This window comes from Lacinutrix sp. Bg11-31, from assembly GCF_002831665.1.
Classification (GTDB): Bacteria; Bacteroidota; Bacteroidia; order Flavobacteriales; family Flavobacteriaceae; genus Lacinutrix.
In genome coordinates this window covers 2,439,370-2,456,626 of the sequence record NZ_CP025118.1, presented here as the reverse complement: position 1 = coordinate 2,456,626, position 17,257 = coordinate 2,439,370, and the positions used below count along the sequence as shown (strand labels likewise).

18 protein-coding genes are annotated in these 17,257 nt (G+C 31.5%); 4 read left to right on the top strand and 14 right to left on the bottom strand.

Annotation, left to right across the window (positions count from 1 at the left end; genetic code table 11):
• Nucleotides 1-2 precede the first annotated feature (2 nt).
• Nucleotides 3-608: a TetR/AcrR family transcriptional regulator gene (locus tag CW733_RS11115; protein WP_100997247.1), complete on the bottom strand. Its 606-nt coding sequence runs from the start codon at nucleotides 606-608 to the stop codon at nucleotides 3-5.
• A gap of 124 nt (nucleotides 609-732) precedes the next feature.
• Between CW733_RS11115 and CW733_RS11110 the strand changes: the two genes are divergently transcribed.
• Both CW733_RS11110 and CW733_RS11105 read left to right on the top strand, forming a co-directional pair.
• The gene (locus CW733_RS11110; protein WP_100997246.1) at nucleotides 733-1,707 is read left to right on the top strand and encodes a polyprenyl synthetase family protein; all 975 of its coding nucleotides are present in this window, start codon (nucleotides 733-735) and stop codon (nucleotides 1,705-1,707) included.
• Between the two features lie 83 nt (nucleotides 1,708-1,790).
• Nucleotides 1,791-2,141, top strand: coding sequence for a hypothetical protein (locus CW733_RS11105; protein ID WP_100997245.1), 351 nt, complete (start codon nucleotides 1,791-1,793; stop codon nucleotides 2,139-2,141).
• A gap of 113 nt (nucleotides 2,142-2,254) precedes the next feature.
• Here the strand turns inward: CW733_RS11105 and CW733_RS11100 are convergent, their stop codons facing one another.
• The 13 genes from CW733_RS11100 to CW733_RS11040 all read right to left on the bottom strand — a co-directional run bounded on the left by CW733_RS11100 (nucleotide 2,255) and on the right by CW733_RS11040 (nucleotide 13,964).
• Entirely contained in the window at nucleotides 2,255-4,255 is a 2,001-nt protein-coding gene (locus CW733_RS11100; RefSeq protein ID WP_100997244.1) for a TonB-dependent receptor plug domain-containing protein, read from the bottom strand.
• Nucleotides 4,256-4,359: 104 nt separating this feature from the next.
• Nucleotides 4,360-5,211, bottom strand: coding sequence for a hypothetical protein (locus tag CW733_RS11095; RefSeq protein ID WP_100998792.1), 852 nt, complete (start codon nucleotides 5,209-5,211; stop codon nucleotides 4,360-4,362).
• Between the two features lie 100 nt (nucleotides 5,212-5,311).
• Nucleotides 5,312-5,614 carry a hypothetical protein gene (locus tag CW733_RS11090; RefSeq protein WP_157811569.1) on the bottom strand — a complete coding sequence of 101 codons (303 nt, stop codon included), beginning with the start codon at nucleotides 5,612-5,614 and terminating at the stop codon, nucleotides 5,312-5,314.
• A 150-nt stretch (nucleotides 5,615-5,764) separates the two neighbouring features.
• Entirely contained in the window at nucleotides 5,765-6,193 is a 429-nt protein-coding gene (locus tag CW733_RS11085) for a hypothetical protein (RefSeq protein ID WP_100997242.1), read from the bottom strand.
• Between the two features lie 2 nt (nucleotides 6,194-6,195).
• Nucleotides 6,196-6,978: an ABC transporter permease gene (locus CW733_RS11080; protein WP_100997241.1), complete on the bottom strand. Its 783-nt coding sequence runs from the start codon at nucleotides 6,976-6,978 to the stop codon at nucleotides 6,196-6,198.
• The gene (locus tag CW733_RS11075) at nucleotides 6,971-7,678 is read right to left on the bottom strand and encodes an ABC transporter ATP-binding protein (RefSeq protein ID WP_100997240.1); all 708 of its coding nucleotides are present in this window, start codon (nucleotides 7,676-7,678) and stop codon (nucleotides 6,971-6,973) included. Before CW733_RS11075 ends, CW733_RS11080 begins: the two co-directional genes overlap by 8 nt.
• Nucleotides 7,672-8,907, bottom strand: a complete 1,236-nt coding sequence (locus CW733_RS11070) for a nitrous oxide reductase family maturation protein NosD (RefSeq protein WP_100997239.1) — start codon at nucleotides 8,905-8,907, stop codon at nucleotides 7,672-7,674. Before CW733_RS11070 ends, CW733_RS11075 begins: the two co-directional genes overlap by 7 nt.
• Nucleotides 8,908-8,911: 4 nt before the next feature.
• Complete coding sequence (locus CW733_RS11065) at nucleotides 8,912-9,349, bottom strand: nitrous oxide reductase accessory protein NosL (RefSeq protein ID WP_100997238.1); 438 nt, start codon at nucleotides 9,347-9,349, stop codon at nucleotides 8,912-8,914.
• A 29-nt stretch (nucleotides 9,350-9,378) separates the two neighbouring features.
• Nucleotides 9,379-9,996, bottom strand: coding sequence for a hypothetical protein (locus CW733_RS11060; protein WP_100997237.1), 618 nt, complete (start codon nucleotides 9,994-9,996; stop codon nucleotides 9,379-9,381).
• 145 nt (nucleotides 9,997-10,141) lie between these two features.
• Nucleotides 10,142-12,112 (bottom strand): Sec-dependent nitrous-oxide reductase, encoded by a 1,971-nt coding sequence (gene nosZ / locus CW733_RS11055; RefSeq protein ID WP_100997236.1) that lies wholly within the window; start codon nucleotides 12,110-12,112, stop codon nucleotides 10,142-10,144.
• A 23-nt stretch (nucleotides 12,113-12,135) separates the two neighbouring features.
• Nucleotides 12,136-12,708 carry a fasciclin domain-containing protein gene (locus CW733_RS11050; protein ID WP_100997235.1) on the bottom strand — a complete coding sequence of 191 codons (573 nt, stop codon included), beginning with the start codon at nucleotides 12,706-12,708 and terminating at the stop codon, nucleotides 12,136-12,138.
• A gap of 37 nt (nucleotides 12,709-12,745) precedes the next feature.
• Nucleotides 12,746-13,249, bottom strand: a complete 504-nt coding sequence (locus CW733_RS11045; protein ID WP_100997234.1) for a cytochrome c — start codon at nucleotides 13,247-13,249, stop codon at nucleotides 12,746-12,748.
• A gap of 181 nt (nucleotides 13,250-13,430) precedes the next feature.
• Entirely contained in the window at nucleotides 13,431-13,964 is a 534-nt protein-coding gene (locus CW733_RS11040; RefSeq protein WP_232730353.1) for an alpha-ketoglutarate decarboxylase, read from the bottom strand.
• Between the two features lie 115 nt (nucleotides 13,965-14,079).
• Here CW733_RS11040 and CW733_RS11035 point away from each other — a divergent pair, with 115 nt between their 5' ends.
• Nucleotides 14,080-16,836, top strand: coding sequence for a 2-oxoglutarate dehydrogenase E1 component (locus tag CW733_RS11035; protein ID WP_100997233.1), 2,757 nt, complete (start codon nucleotides 14,080-14,082; stop codon nucleotides 16,834-16,836).
• A gap of 19 nt (nucleotides 16,837-16,855) precedes the next feature.
• Entirely contained in the window at nucleotides 16,856-17,227 is a 372-nt protein-coding gene (locus CW733_RS11030) for a DUF3887 domain-containing protein (RefSeq protein ID WP_100997232.1), read from the top strand.
• Nucleotides 17,228-17,257 lie beyond the last annotated feature (30 nt).

Here is a 17,257-nt window from a genome sequence, read left to right as displayed (position 1 = left end):
AGTTAAGATTGGTTTGTGTTAATAAATTTATTCAGTGTTTGCAGTCCTTTATCACTGCAAATAGCTCTTAAATGGTATTCTAAGTAGCTTTCCATTAGATAATCCATTGTAAATAATGTTGAAGGAAAAATGTGGTCGTCTTTAATACCAGACATACCATTAAAGTACATTCTAGAAATAAAATCTACGTCAATGTTTTCTCTAAATAAGTTGGTGTCAACACCTTTTTGTATGCTTTCTTTTACAGAAACATGCATTTTTTCAAATTGTTTAATTTGAAGCTGTTGGTGTATTTGAGGATAATATTTTTTTAATTGATGTTGAGGAGATGTTTTCTCATTTTTTAGATAATTCATCACAAACATTTTAATGTCGTATAATTCTTCAATAGGATTCTCTGATGCATTACAAATGCAATCAATACCACCACAAATGTTTTCAAACATATGTAATGTAGTTGCTTCTACTAGTTTTGTCTTATTATCGAAATGCTGATAAATTGTTTTTTTAGATATGCCTAATTCATTAGCGATATCATCCATTGTAACACTTTTAAAGCCAAGTGTTAGAAACAATTCTGCGGATTTATGTATAATTTTTTCTCTCATAATTTGGTGCAAATATACAATTGGAAACTTTAAAAACAATAAAAGTTTCCAAAGTTTTAGTAATTTTTTAACATAGATTTTTTATTGATTGAATTTATTTAGCTTTTTACATTATTTTTGCGCCATGCAAAACACTCAAGATTACCAAGGCGCATTTTTAGACTATTTAGAAACGTTTTCTAAGGTTAGAGAGCCTAAAAATTTATACGAGCCTATTAGTTATATTTTAAAACTAGGAGGTAAGCGTTTGCGTCCAGTTTTAACATTAATGAGTGCTGAGATTTTTAATTGCGATTATAAAAAAGCTATGAATGCTGCTTTAAGTATAGAGGTATTTCATAATTTTTCGCTGGTTCACGATGATATTATGGACGCAGCACCTCTTAGAAGAGGGCAGCAAACTGTACATGAAAAATGGGACTCTAATACTGGTATCTTATCTGGAGATGCTATGCTTATTATGGCTTACCAATTATTCGAGAATTACGAACCAGAAACATTTCAAGCGTTAGCAAAACTGTTTAGTAAAACAGCTTTAGAGGTTTGCGAAGGGCAGCAATACGATGTGGATTTCGAAACTCGCGAAGATGTTACCATTCCAGAGTATCTAAAAATGATTGAATACAAAACAGCAGTTTTAGTTGGTGCTGCCATGAAAATGGGTGCTATTGTAGCAAATGCGTCAGAGAATGATCAAGATGGTATTTATGAGTTTGGTCGTTTGTTAGGTATTGCCTTTCAATTACAAGACGATTATTTAGATGCTTTTGGCAATCCAGAAACTTTTGGAAAGCAAGTTGGTGGAGATATAATTGAAAATAAGAAGACCTATTTATACTTAAAAGCTTTAGCGTTTTTAAATGCTTCTGAAGCGAGACAGTTAGAGCAATTATTCACTGTTAGTTTGGAAGATAATTTTGAAAAAATTGAAACTGTAAAACAGTTTTTTGTTAAGAGTGGTTCTGCGGAAGCAACCCAAAAGGAAATTGAAAATTATACTAATAAGGCGTTTACGGTTTTAGAAACATTGAATATTTCTGAAGATAAAAAAGCACTTTTAAAAGATTTTGGAAATTCGTTGATGACGCGAAAAGTATAATTTTATAATTCTTACAAAGACATAAAGGCTATAAAACGAAACAAAATTAAAAATAGATTCATGCCTTCTTAGAAATGACAAAGATGAAACTACCAACAACATTTCAAGATTTAATTGAAGAAGCAAATCAATTAGATTTATATAAGAAATTAATTCTTCAACTGAATAAGGATTTTTTGTACGCTAATATCGATCTGGATTTCGATGAAGATATTTTGCCAACAAGTTTAAAATTATTGCTACACGAAACCGTTTATAAGCTTATTCAAGAAAAATTTGCAGAGTATTTAAACCTTCTTTATATTATTGATGTTTCAGAGGATGTTATTAAAAGTTTAGATGGTAGCGATACTTTAATTCTTGCAGAGCAAGTTTTATTTTTAATATTGAAAAGAGAATGGCAGAAGGTTTGGTTTAGGAATGAGTATTCTTAATACTATTTTTAGTTAATTACATTTTTGTTTCAAATTCTAGTATTTCAAATAAAAAAAATCATCAATTAGAATGCTTTAAAGATTGCTCTAATTGATGATTTTTAAAAGTAGTCTTATTTTAAAACAAAAGATATATTCATATAAAAATTACGCCCTTGTCTTGGGATATTATTCCAGTCTGCATAAGTAGAATAATTAGCATCTAACACATTTTCTACACCATATTTTAAAATCCATTTATTGTTATTTGTGTAAAACATGTTTCCTAAATTTAGGTTTACAATCCCATAAGTAGAGGTTTCATCTTCGCCATAGAAACTACTGTATTGGCTTTGGTTGCCATTGCCTTCTAATTGTAAACTTGCATTAAATTTTGAGGTATTATAGCTCGCTTCTGCCAAATAAGAGAAAGGTTTAATATGTTGTAAGTTTTCGTTATTACTACCTTTGCCGTAGTTGTATCCAAGTGTTGCATTAATAGAAAATGATTTAGAAAATTTGTAAGATGAATTTACATAAGTATCAAAAATAGTAGCATTAGGTAAAGCGTTGTATATTCTAACACCATTTGCTCCAATAGTCATTTGGCTTAAAGAAGGATCTATATTTCCAACAATATAATCCATAATATAAAAGTAAGAGGCTTCAATACCTACATGAAATTTATCTGTATGATAATTAGCTTTAGCATTGGCTTCTACTGCTTTTTCGTTTTTTAATGTTGGGTTTCCTATATAATCGTAATTATCGAAACTATTATATAAGAAAAAACCATAACCTTCGCTAACAGATGGTGCACGCTCTCCATAACCTACACCAAAACTATAATCGTAATCCTTTTTTTTGTAGTTATAAGATGTTGCAATACTTGTTAAAAACCGTGTTTTTGTATCTTCCAAATTAGGATAAAAAATGTGTAAACTTTCGAGACCTACTTGTTCTGCAATTTTGTTTTTATGAAAACCAAAGCGTAAAGAAGTGCTAATGGTTTCGTTATCGCTAAAGCGGAAATTATCTTTTGCAAAAACACCTGTATATAGCGTTCTAATATCTGGCCAAGTGTACATAAACATTGCTGGTTGGTTGGTGTCGTTTGGATACATTGTCATTTCTGCAAGAGACCGATTATAAAACCCATTTACATTTAACTGCAACTTATGCTTATTAACGTTTTTTGTTGCTTTACTATAAAAACCATAAGTGTCACTCCAGCCAGGCATATCCATTCTAATTGGAACATCTGGGCGTTTAGAGTCGTCCATAATATGTGTAATGGTATTAAAATAAAGTTTTGTTTCTAGGTTCTGTATAAACGTAGAATCGTTATTGTAATTATGAGTTGCTGAGGTAATTAAAGCTTTAGCTAAAGAGACATCCATAGGTAATGCTGGATAACCAACATCTGTAGCTTTATCGTAAATAATATTAGCATCTATAGATTGGTTTTCTGATAGTTTATAACCTGTTTTTAATGAGATATTATATTTCTGAAATTGGGAGTACAACACTTCTTTGTTGTTTCCTGCATCGTAATTATCTGATTTACGAAAAATCCCATCTGCATTAATATAAAACCGATTACCAGAATATTCTAAGTCCAGACCAGTGGTTTTATAATTCCCATTGGTTTCGTAGCCAAGATCTAAACTTGTTTTTAATCCAGTTTCATTAAATTTTGAACTGGGTAGTTTTAAATCAATTCCACCACCAAGGCAATGTCCGTTTTCTGTTCCAGATTGTCCAGAGCCAATGGTTACTTTTTCTAAATTAGAAACATCTACATAAGAGGTAATTGGGTCCATTTTATCTGTACAAGCACCAAAAATTTGCATGCCATCAATAGTAACATTTAAGCGATCGCTATTCATGTTATTTATTGTTGGTTCCCAAGCGTAGTTACCACGTTTTATCATGGTTATATTATTGGCTTTTTCTAAGTAATTGTCTATGCTCGATAATGTTTTTTCTTGTCGATAATTGCTAAGTTTACGTGTGCCAAATAAAATAACTTCTTCTAATTGAGTAGTATCCTTTTTAATTTTAATCTGTTCTTCTTGAGCAAAAAGGAATCCGCTAAAAAGAAGGCATATTGTGAGTATGATGAAGTTTTTCATCTTAATAAATTTTAGTGTTTTAAAATGCGAGTAAGTATGTTGTTATTAAGCGTAACCAATTAAAATATTTTGGCTACGCTTTTTATAAACAAAAGCGTGTTTGTTTAGAATTCTAATTCTAAATAGAACGAACTTTGTGAGTTTGTTTCAGAGATATCTTCACCTTTTAAAACATCATTTTCAGCATTAAATAGTTTTAAGTTTAAAACCCAATAACCAGTCATGGTTAAAGATAAATTACCGTGATACATAGTATCTGCTGTGTTATAAGTTAAATCTGTGTTATTAGGAGAGCTGTGATTTCCCATTCCTGGCATTCTAGGATCTAATGCAATAGTGTAATTTTCTACACTAGGAAAAGACATCATATTTTCCATTTTAAAAACACCAGCCATAATATTGTTAATTCCAATTATTGGATTATTAGGTTCTATAAGTGCTACAACATAACGACTATCGTCACTACCCATAAAACTAGTTACGTTTTGTTTGGCGCTTTGCATTACTGTAATACTGTCTGTAGCTGTATAATCTACATTATCTATTGAGTAATCTACGCTTAAAGACCAACCAGAACTGTCTAGTGATGTCATTTGATATATTAAATAGCCATTATAAACAGTGTCTTTTCCTGGTGCTTTTGTAATTACAGATTTTGGGCAAGAGTGTTGCATTGTTGGCATTTGCATTATCGGCATCCAGGAAACACTTGCGTTTTCTATGTAGTTATTTGTTGTATTGTCTTTTATGCGAATGCTAATATTGTTATAACCTGTGTAAAAAGTGCCAGAATTATTAAAGAGCTCTATAGTATGTGTACTGTTGGTTAATTCTTTTATTTTTAAAAGGCCTTCAACTTCATTAACGATTCCTGTATCGTTATCATCTTCATCGGTAGAACATGAGGTCGCAAATAATGTAAAAAGGAGGATAGGTAATATGTGTTTTAGTTTCATTTTAATACTATTTAAGTTTTGTTTTTTGATATAATTGTCCTGTTTGAAGCTGTTTTGCTTCAAAAAAGGAAAGTTTGCTCTTTCGAGCATCTAAAAAAATCTAACTTAAATTTGGTGGAGGCGTATCGATATCATAAAACTTTGAAATTGGTAGTTTTAATCTAAAATCGATGTTGTTTTGTAATAGTGAAATTTCTAAATTATTTTTTGGACTAAAAGCGGTTGTTTCAGCAGTAATAAAAACATCTAAACTTGTTTTGTTGGCAGCAGGTAATGGTGCGTCAGAATTAGAATTCGTATTACTTTGTGCGAGTTCTTTTTTTAATTGGCATTTTCCATTACAACCTTTTTGTGCTTCTTTTTGAATACAAAGTGTTTTGGCTATAAAGTCTTGGTTAATCACGAAATTGGTTATAATTACAACATTACTAATGCTATTCGTTAATAAAACGAACGTTAGAAATAATGCAGTGGTTTTATATATAACCTTTAATATCATAGTACTAAATTAGACCTATTTTATCTTGAATAAGATGACATTTGTTAGCTTATTTTAATTTTTAAAGTATTTAAAATAAGTTGCAGTAAGCTGCTGCAAAGTTGTTATTTTTTTTTCAAATACAGAAGGATTTTTTACATCTTTTAAATCACCTATTTCTTCTAAAATGGGTACAAGCACGACGTGAAGTTGATCGTGTGCTTCACCTGTCATATCGCAACTTTTAATAATGTAACTTGTTTGTTTTGATAATGCTTTTCCTACTGTTTCTCCATCTTTAGATGAATTGTTTTTTAGTATAGAGTCTATGCGTTGCATGCTCATATGTGTTTCTTGGTTTGCAACCCATTTTTTGTTATTATTTAGTGTTAAGCCTTCCAATTGAATGGCTAGTACTTCGGTTTTAGAAGTGTCGTTTTTACAAGAGTAGCAACTTATTAATAGTGTTAAAACGAATGCGATATTAGTTATTAAGCGTTTCATAATTAAAAGTCTTTTCTTTTAGATTTAAATACAATGCGGAAGACTGGTAGAATTACCCATATCGTAAGCATTACGAAAGATACAATAAGCCCGAAACTTGTACCGAAAAATTGCTTAAAAACTGCTCCAGTATAACCTAAAAGTGCGGAGATATCTAACTTTAAAAGTATAAGTGTTCTAGATAAATCTATTGGATTTAGCATGGTTCCAATTAACGATATTTTGTCTAAAGGATAATCTTCAAACATAATTAAAGTCATTAAAAATAGGCCGTCATAAATTACAGCAAGAAATAGCCAAAGTAGAATAGCATAACCAAAACCTTTGATTTTATTTTCGTTAGAAAGTGCAATATTAAAAGCTAATGCAGTAAAGATTAAGGTTAAAAATGTTCCTGTAATTAATAATAAAGAAAAGTCCCAAATGGCACTACTTTCAAACAAACCATAAAACACAAACGGAATCCCTAAGCCTAAAATTAAACTCATAGATAAGGATAATGCAACTCCTAAATATTGACCTAAAAATATGGATGATCTTTTTATGGGTTGTGCTAAAAGTAACTCTGTAAATTCTTGTGAATTATAATAATACATAACGCCAAAAATGGTTCCTATTAAAGGTACGAGAACGATTATTACATTCATTAAAGTAATAACTGCTTTAGATAAGTCGTTGTTTAAAAATAGTAACACAACACCAAGCAATAAATAGAATGCAAAATAGACGTAACTCCAACGACTACGCATCAAATCGAAAAAACTATATTTTAATATTTTAAGCATGATTATCTGTTAATATAGACGCAATCGCATGTTCGAAATTTGGCTGATTGGTCTTGGTTTTTAATTCTGAAATAGGTCCTTTAAAGTAAATTTTTCCTTCTAATATAAATACAATTTCATCTGAAATTTCTTCTACAAAACTCATAATATGAGACGTAATGAGGATTGTTTTTCCTTTGGCTTTTTCTGCTTGAATTAAATCTTTTAAACGAATTAATGAAATAGGATCTAAACCTGTTGTTGGTTCGTCCAAAATAATTAATGGACTATCAAACATAAAGGCTAAAACAAGATTTACTTTTTGTTTTGTTCCACCAGAAAGGTTTCCTAATTTTTTATCTAAAAAAGGTTCTAATCTAAACAGCTCTATTAAACGTTGATCTTCATTTGTAGGTTTACGTAAATCTTTAATCATTTTAATTAATTCCTTCACTTTTAAATTGCTTGGAAAATTAGCGATTTGTGGTAAGTAATCAATTTTATGCCTGTAGTTAGAGTTCTTTTTTATGTTTTCTCCAAGTACAGTAATTTTGCCTTTATCTGGAATTACCATTCCTAAAACAGCTTTAATTAAGGTTGTTTTTCCAGAACCATTTGGGCCTAGAACGGCAAAAATACCGCCTTCGTTAATGGTTAAATCTAAGCCACTTAACACTTGGTTTTTACCGAATTTTTTATGTAGATTTTCAATAGTTACCATGTTATTTTTTTTATTTGTGGATTATTATCTAGTAAATCATCTGGAGTGAAAACGGGTGAGACTTTTTCGGAAAAATCAATAATATCAATAAACATACTACGTAATAAAATAATGGTTTCTGGTGTTCGGTTTACTATGTACGAAAACAATTTTACAGGTCTAAAAGGTATATCTCCAATACCATTTTTGTCGAGATCGTAACCTGTATAGTTGCTCCAATAATTTTTATCAAAAACATTGTCATTTACATTACTATTGTATGCAATATCGAAAGAGTTATAGAGGAAATTATTTTCTGTAAACGTATTGGTGTAGCAGGCGCCTTTTACCTTAATTGCCCAACCATTATTCGAGAAATTATTGTGTTTGTAAATAATTCGGTTAGAGCCTTCTATATTAATGCCAATGGTGTTATCTTCAAAAGTATTACCAATAATTTCGGCATCGTTAATTTCTTTAAGTAGCATGCCATAAGATGCAGTTCCCCAATTTTCTTTAAAAAGGTTGTTGTGCATTTTTATGCGTTTGGAGAACATTACAGCAACACCTGCTCCATTGTTTTCGAAGGTATTGTCTTGGTAAATATCATCATTAGAAAACATAAAATGCAATCCATAACGTACGTTTAATGTGCTAACATTATTCTTGATTAAACAATCATCAGAAAATTCTAAATAAATACCATCGCGAACGTGTTGGACAAAATTGTGTTCAATTTGCACATTTTTACTGTACCAAAGTTGAATTCCATTTCCAGAATTGTATTCTTCAACAGCATCTCCAATTATCTTATTATGATACACTTTCCCGTCTCTTGATTTTTCGATATAAATTCCGAAGAAAAGCTTTTCTAAAACTAAATTCTGAATCACAAAATTTTTGCTATTCTTTACACGAATAGCTGCGTAATCTTCGGTATAACTTGTGCCAACATTTATAATAAATAATCCATCAACCGTTACATTGTCTGAAACAACGGTGATTATTTCACCTTTTAATTCGCCATCAATTATAGGGTAATTTTCTCCTATTATTGTAAGTGGTTTATCTACTAAAATAGAATACTCCTTGTAAGTTCCTTTTTTTATAAGTATAGTGTCGAAATCTTTTGCTTGACTAATGGCATCTTTTAAACTAGAAATAGAACATGTTTTACAAACGGTAATAGTTTGAGCAATACTAGTGTTAACCAATAAAATAGCGAATAAAAACAAACTTAGATTCTTCATGAGCCTAGTTTTTTAAATGTGCTATTAACTCTGTCCAAGAATACAACTCTCCGCCTTTTTCTGATTGCATTTTTTTTGCTTCACTCTTGTGTTGAAAAGCGGTTAAAAATGCTCCCATTGGACTAGGGATGTTTTTACTTATTAAATACGTTGCTTTGGTAGCATCTGTAAAAGTTTCAGGTTTTGAAAAATAGTTTGTTAGGTATAATTCTATTTCAGAAGTGTCAAATTCATCAAAATAATTAACCATACATTCTGTTGCATCAAATTTGTAAGCTTTACCTTTTTTGGTAACAAACTCTGCTGCATGTAATTTATCTACAATGGTCATTTTACAAAAGTGGCAACCATCACTACCATATTCTATGGTTTTTGGAGAGACATTACAACTTACAAAAATTAGTAATAATATAAGTGTTAAATAGTGTTTTAGTGTTTTCATTTTTTTAGTGTTTTGAAAATGTAAAATTACTATGTTTTTGTTGTTAAACTCGTTTTTCGACCTAACCAAAAAGCAACAATAGTTAAGGACATGCCTATAAACATTAAATATCCTCCTGTATGTGGTAAAGAAGTAACATCAAAATTTAATAGTTTTTTGAAACCTATTAATGGTGGTTTGTAAGACATTGGTGTACCATCTGGATTGGTTACTTTTATAATAGCATGAGGATCTAAATTTCCGCCATAATCTGTTAGCCAATTGTTAAAGTCGTACATGCCTAATACGCCTAGAACAGACATGAGTAGAAACCAGCCTAAAAAATATTTATAACTTACTTTATTAAAGTAGCCCAATAGTCCAATAATAACACCTAACATAGCCATGCCAAATATAACCTTTGGGAATAATGAGAACTCCCACATTTCGTTTGCTTTTGGTATGGTTTTCATTCCTATGTAGTGATTTAATCCATCTATGTTTTGTAAATCAAATTCTGAAAAGCCTTTAATACCATCAATATAAATATTCATTCCTAAAGGGTCTGGATATTGAGGTGCTCCAAGCATAATATTCCATAAAGGAAATTTGAAAAGTCCTAATAACAGTAATGAGCCTATAATCATTATAATGCTAGCCTTTTTCATGGTGTTTAATATTTAATGTTGTTCTGTCTAGTGAGGTTTCTGAGTAAACAGGATAGAGTGTTTTAAAAAAGAAAGGCGAGAGCGATAATTCAACTCTCGCCTTATTTAGGGAAATAAACACTAAAATAAAATTTCCCTAATATTTTTATTCAATATCTTCTCCAAGAGACCACTTAATTGGTGTGTCTGAATTTGCAGCAGATACTCTTATGTAGCCTTGCATTTCTTGGTGTAATGCAGAACAGAAATCTGTACAGTAAAATGGCCATACACCAACTTGTTTTGGCTCCCAAACAGATGTTTTGGTTTGTCCTGGCATTACTAGTAATTCTGAATTGTTTTGGCCTATTACAGCAAATCCATGAGGTACATCAAAATCTTGTTCTAAATTAGTAACGTGGAAGTAGACTTTGTCTCCAACTTTTACGCCTTCTATATTATCAGGAGAGAAGTGACTTCTAATCGTTGTTAAGTAAATATGTACGTCTTTACCTTTTCTAACAACCTTAGTATCTGCATCAGATTTTGCAGCATAAGGATGTTTGTTATCTGCTAATTTATAGATTTTTTGAGAACGTTCTTTTATTAAACTTGCTTCCATTGCAGCAGCATAATGCGGCTCACCATGTGTAGGGAAATCTAAAAGTAATTCCATTTTATCTCCAGAAATATCATACAATTGTGCAGAATGCTCCATTTCAGGACCTGTTGGTAAATAACGGTCTTTTGTTATTTTATTCATTGCAAACATGTATTTACCTTGAGGTTTTCCTGAATTTCCGCCAGGAATTGTTAAGTGACCAACAGAATAGTATGTAGGTTTTCTATCAATAACTTCCCAAGTCCCTAATTTCCATTTTACAACTTCCGAAGAAATAAAGAATGTAGTATATGCATTTCCTTTTCCATCAAACTCTGTGTGTAACGGTCCTAATCCTGGTTGCTCTACAACTCCAGCTAAAACATCTTCGAAGTTTAAAATTGGAATTCCGTAAGCTTCACCAGCAAACTTTTTGTTTTCAATAGCATCTAACATTTTTGTAAAAGAATGTACCGTTAAATTAGCCGATAGTTTACCATTACCTACAATATATTCTCCAGAAGGATCTACATCACAACCATGTGGTGATTTTGGAGTTGGTAAGAAATATACAGCTCCAGGAACTTCTGATGGGTTAACCACACGTACTTCTTTTTTCATGGTAGATGTGGCAGTATGTGTGCTTTCATCATAAACATTATGTGCGTAATTAGCAGGCATCATTGTTCCGCCACCATTATTAACATATTCTTCAATTTTTTTCCAGTTTATAGCTGCAATAAAATCTTTGTCATTTTGCGAAGCGTTAACCTCTAAAAGTGTACTAGCTTCTTCTGTATTATAAGTGGTAAAGAAAAACCATCCATGAGATTTCCCACGTCCAGGATGTGATAAATCATAGTTGAACCCTGGCATTAGTACCTGAAATTTTATATCCATTTCTCCAGTTTCAGGCGCTACACTTATAAAAGATAAGGCTCCTTTAAAATTACCTTTGTACTCTTTTATAGGCATGTCGCGTTGTGGAATTGGAACAGAAAAACGTGTTCCAGCTACAACATATTCTGTGTTCTCTGTAACAAAAGAAGAACTGTGATTTCCTGCGCTATTAGGAACTTCAATAATTTCTGTTGTTTCAAATGTTTTTAGGTCAATTTTTGCAATTCTAGGTGTATTGTTTTCATTTATAAAAATAAAACGACCGTCAATTTCACCTTTAGTTTGAGAGATGTCTGGATGGTGTGCATCTCCCCAAGGAATAAAACCATGAGAGGTATTTAACATTGGTTTGGTTTCTTCAGAATACCCATAACCTGATGTTGGGAACTGCGAGAATACAGGAATTTCTTTAAACATTCTACCAGAAGGTAAACCATAAACAGTAAGGTTACCACTGTAGCCTCCAGATAAAAAGGCGTAATGCGAATCGTATTCTCCAGGAGCAACATATACTCTTTCTGCGACATTACTAGCTAAGGCTCCAGATTTTTGACCTGAATTGCTCGAATTATTACAACTCGAAAATGTTACTAGAACACCTAAAATTGCAAGGGTTGATTTTAATATATTTTTCATCTTTATTTAAATTAGTGTTATAATTATTCAGTTGGAGGTAATAATACTTTGTCAATTACATGAACAATACCATTACCAGCTTTTATACTGGCTAATATTTTTGCGCCTCCAATCATAGGTTCTCCATCTACTACCTCTACTTTTACATAGTCGTTATTAGCTTGACCTAGTTTTTTAAATTTCTTTAAAAAATCTTTAGAGTAGTTTCCAGGAGTAACATGGTATTTTAAAATATTTGCTAAGGCGTTTTTGTTTTCTGGCTTTAGTAAATTCTCGACTGTACCTTCTGGTAAAGCTTCAAAAGCTTCATTAGTTGGTGCAAATACCATTAACGGTCCTGCATTTACTAAAGCATTTTCTAATTGAGCAGCTTGTACCGCAGCGACTAAAGTTGTATGATCTTTAGAGCCAATAGCTATGCTTAAAACGGTCGTGCTTCCATCGTCTTCAATAAAAGCTTGACCAGTTCTTTCTGATGATTCATTTTTAGTTTGCGAACTTGTAGCTGTCGATGTTGCTTCTTTATTTTCAGTTTTACATGAGATAATCAATGTTAAACATGCAAGCCCTAAAAACAGGTGTTTAAAAGTTTTCATTGGTTTGTGTATTAAGGATTATAGGTATTGTAAAATATTATTTTAGAGTTCTAAAATATTCTAAAACGGCTCTAGCATCTTTTTCTGTAAGACCTTGATTTGCCATTGGTGAACCATTGAATTCCATTAATAACTCTTTAGCTAAAGGGTCTTTTTTAGTCATTTCTTCAGGATTTAAAATCATGTTCATTACCCATTCTGGAGATCTTCGTTCTAAAATCCCTGTTGGAGCTGGACCCACAAATTTTTTGTCTACTCTATGGCATGCTGTACACATTTTCTTGTAAACATCTGCTCCATGAGCCACCATTTCCTGGTCTATAGCAGCACTTAAATCGACCGATTTAACTGGGCCAATACCTTTATTGTCTAAATCTATTTTTTTAGATGCAGGTGTTTTTTCTGCTTTAGGAGCGGTAGTTTGCTCTGTTGGTGTCTTTTTTTGGTAAGAGAATTTTTCTTTCTTTTTTTCTTCTTTGCCTCCACAACTTAAAAGAAGTGTTACAAATAATACCGTAATTAGTTTTAGTGTTGTTTTCATTGTTTATTGATTTTATAGGGCAAAAATAAAACGATAAACAGACATAAAACATGACAAAAGTCATAAACTAGGATAATTTTATCTTAATTAAAATTTAGGCATTATTAGGTTTCGCAATTGACTAATTATTAATTAGTTGCATTTGTTTGTAAACAAATAAAAATAAGATTAAAAATGAGGTTTAAAAATAAACTCTAATAAATGGAGCCCAAGCATTAGCATAAATACTTTTATTTTCATCATAAAGTAAATCGTAACGTACACCAATTGTAATATTATTGGTTCTATAACCTGCTCCAACAAAAAAGGCAGGAGTCCAATAGCTATCATCGGTAATATCTGGATTGTCAAAATTTCTACTAACACGGTTTTGTTCAAATTCACCGGATAATTGAATTTCTTTAATAGGATTATATAAACTAATGATACTTCCACCTATAATTGTCGATTTAGCAATATTTTTCTGGCTGTAATATGTGCCGCTTAATCCCAGGCCTAAAGAGAATTGAGAATCAAAATCGTAAATAGCACTAGGTGATAAAGTGGCACTAAAAACCTTGTTTCCGGTGCTTAATCCTAAGCCACCTCCAAAACGAACATGTTCCCAGAAATCGCTTTTTTGTTTATCATCTTGAGCTGAAATAGTAGAGAAGCTGAAGAGTAAAATGGCGAATAATGCAATTAGTTTTCTGAAAGAATGTGCTTTTAAAATCATAAAAAAAATATTAGATTGTTAAGAAAGACATAAATATAAGAAAAGCATAGCTATTTTTAGAGAAAGTTGTATTTTTGATAAAATTTGTTGAAGCGAACACGACTTATACCTAATAATGGATAAATATTCCTTTTTAAACGCAGCACATACAGCATACTTTGCTGATTTATACGAACAATACCAAGTAAATCCTGATTCTGTAGAACCAAGTTGGAGAGCCTTTTTTCAAGGTTACGATTTTGGTAGTGAGAATTATGGCATGGATGGAGACATTGTAGAAGGAGTTTCTACACAAATACCAGAGCATGTTCAAAAAGAATTTCAAGTTGTAAAATTAATCGATGGCTATAGAAATCGAGGACATTTATTTACTAAAACCAATCCTGTAAGAGCACGTAGGAAATATGCGCCAACTTTAGAGATTGAAAACTTTGGGTTAACATCTTCCGATTTAACAACTGTTTTTAGTGCAGGTGAAATTTTAGGCATTGGAGCACAATCGCTTCAAGAAATAATTAAGCATCTTGAAAGTATTTATTGCGATTCTATTGGTGTAGAATATATGTATATTAGAAAACCTGAAGAGATTCAATGGATTCAAAGCAGGTTGAATATTAATGATAATCAGCCGCAGTTTTCTTCAAACCAGAAAAAACATATTCTTAAAAAACTTAACGAAGCTGTGTCTTTTGAGAGTTTTTTACATACAAAGTACGTTGGGCAAAAACGTTTTTCTCTCGAAGGAGGAGAAGTTTTAATTCCTGCTTTGGATGCCATGATTGAAAAAGCAGCAGAATTAGGAGTTGAAGAGTTTATAATGGGAATGGCACATAGAGGTCGTTTAAGTACGTTAACAAATATTTTCGGAAAAAGTGCAAAAGACATTTTTAGTGAATTTGACGGTAAAGATTACGAAGAGAAAGTTTTTGATGGTGATGTAAAATACCATTTAGGCTGGACAAGTAAAAGAAAGTCAGATTCAGGAAAAGTAATAAGATTAAGTATTGCACCAAATCCATCTCACTTAGAAACTGTTGGAGCAGTAGTAGAAGGTATTGTGAGAGCAAAACAAGATAGATTTTATAAAGACAATTTTAGTAAAGTGCTACCAATAATTGTTCATGGAGATGCAGCAATTGCGGGTCAAGGTTTGGTATACGAGTTAGTGCAAATGGCACAATTAGATGGTTATAAAACAAATGGAACTATACATATAGTTGTAAATAATCAAGTAGGTTTTACAACAAATTACTTAGATGCTAGATCTAGTACATATTGTACAGATGTTGGTAAAGTTACCTTGTCACCAGTTTTACACGTTAATGCAGATGATGCAGAAGCGGTAGTTCATGCTACATTATTTGCTTTAGATTTTAGAATGAATTTTAAGCGTGATGTATTTATAGATATTTTAGGATATAGGAAATATGGGCATAATGAAGGAGATGAGCCACGTTTTACACAACCAAAATTATACAAAGCGATAGCAAAACATGCTAATCCAAGAAATATATATGCAGAAAAATTAATTGCTGAAGGCGTTATTGGTAAAGACCATGTTAAGCAATTAGAAAAGGCCTATAAAGATAGTCTAGAAGAGAAATTAGACGCTTCAAGAAAAGAAGATAAAACAGTTATTACACCATTTATGGAAGCAACGTGGAAAGGTTTCACGCGTGTTGATGAAGTAGAAATGATGAAAACTGTAGACACCAAAGTCTCTAAAAAGAACTTGGCAGATATTACTAAAGTAATTTCAAATTTACCAAAAGATAAAAAGTTTATTCGTAAAATTGAAAGACTAATAAAGTCTCGCCAAACTATGTTCGACGACAATCAATTAGATTGGGCAATGGCAGAACATTTGGCTTATGGTTCACTTTTAACTGAAGGTTATGATGTTAGAATCTCTGGGCAAGATGTAGAACGTGGTACGTTTTCACATAGACATGCCGTAGTAAAGGTAGAAGATAGCGAAGAAGAAATTATTCTACACAATAACATAAGTGAAACGCAAGGACAGTTTCATATTTACAATTCATTATTATCAGAATATGGAGTTGTAGGCTTTGATTATGGTTATGCTATGGCAAGTCCAAAAACATTAACTATTTGGGAAGCACAATTTGGAGATTTTAGCAATGGTGCACAAATCATGCTAGATCAATATATCTCTGCTGCAGAAGATAAATGGAAGTTACAAAACGGATTAGTAATGTTACTGCCTCATGGTTATGAAAATCAAGGAGCAGAACATTCTTCGGCTAGAATGGAACGTTACTTACAACTATGTGCAAAAGACAATATGTATGTTGCAGATTGTACAACGCCAGAAAATATGTTCCATTTGTTACGTAGACAAATGAAATCTAATTTTAGAAAACCATTAATAGTATTTACACCAAAGAGCTTATTGCGTCATCCTAAATGTGTGTCTACAGTAGAGTCTTTTGCAAATGGTAGTTTTCAAACAGTAATACATGATATTGAAGCAAAAGCAGATAAAGTAAAAACATTAGTGTTTGTAACAGGTAAGTTTTATTACGATTTAGATGAAAGACGTGAGCAGCTTAAACGTGAGGATGTCGCTATTATAAGAGTAGAGCAATTATTTCCATTACCAGCTGATGAAATGCGTAAAGCATTAAAAAAATATAATAAAGCAGACGATATTGTTTGGGCACAAGAAGAACCAAGGAATATGGGAGCTTATGCACACATGTTAATGCATTTTGATGAAACTAAAACCTTTAGAGCAGCATCAAGACGTTCTTATGGAGCGCCATCTGCAGGAAGTTCTGTGCGATCTAAAAAGCGTCATCAAGAAGTTATAGATTACGTGTTTGATAAAACAAAAAATAATCAGCGTTAAGCGCATAAATTATAATATTATGAAAAAAATTATATTAATTATAGTTGCAGTATTAAGTTTTTCTTTAGGTTTTTCTCAAACCGAAAAAGCAAATTATAAAACAGTAGTTTCAGGTTTTCAAACTAATTATAATAATGGAGATTTTGAGAGTGTATACAATATGTTTAACGCAAATTTTCAAAAAACATTAACGTTAGAGAAAACGAAATCTTTTTTCAAAACAAATATTAATGCTGAAGCATTAGGAAAGATTAAATCAGTAGAATTAAAAGAAATAATAAGAACAGGTCATAACTACAAAGTGATTTTCGAGAACGGAGTTGGAGAAGCTTTTTTTCTTTTAGATAAAAATAATAAAATTGGTGGTTTACAAATGTATTCATCAAAATAATAAAACAACAGTAACCAAGACATTATAACA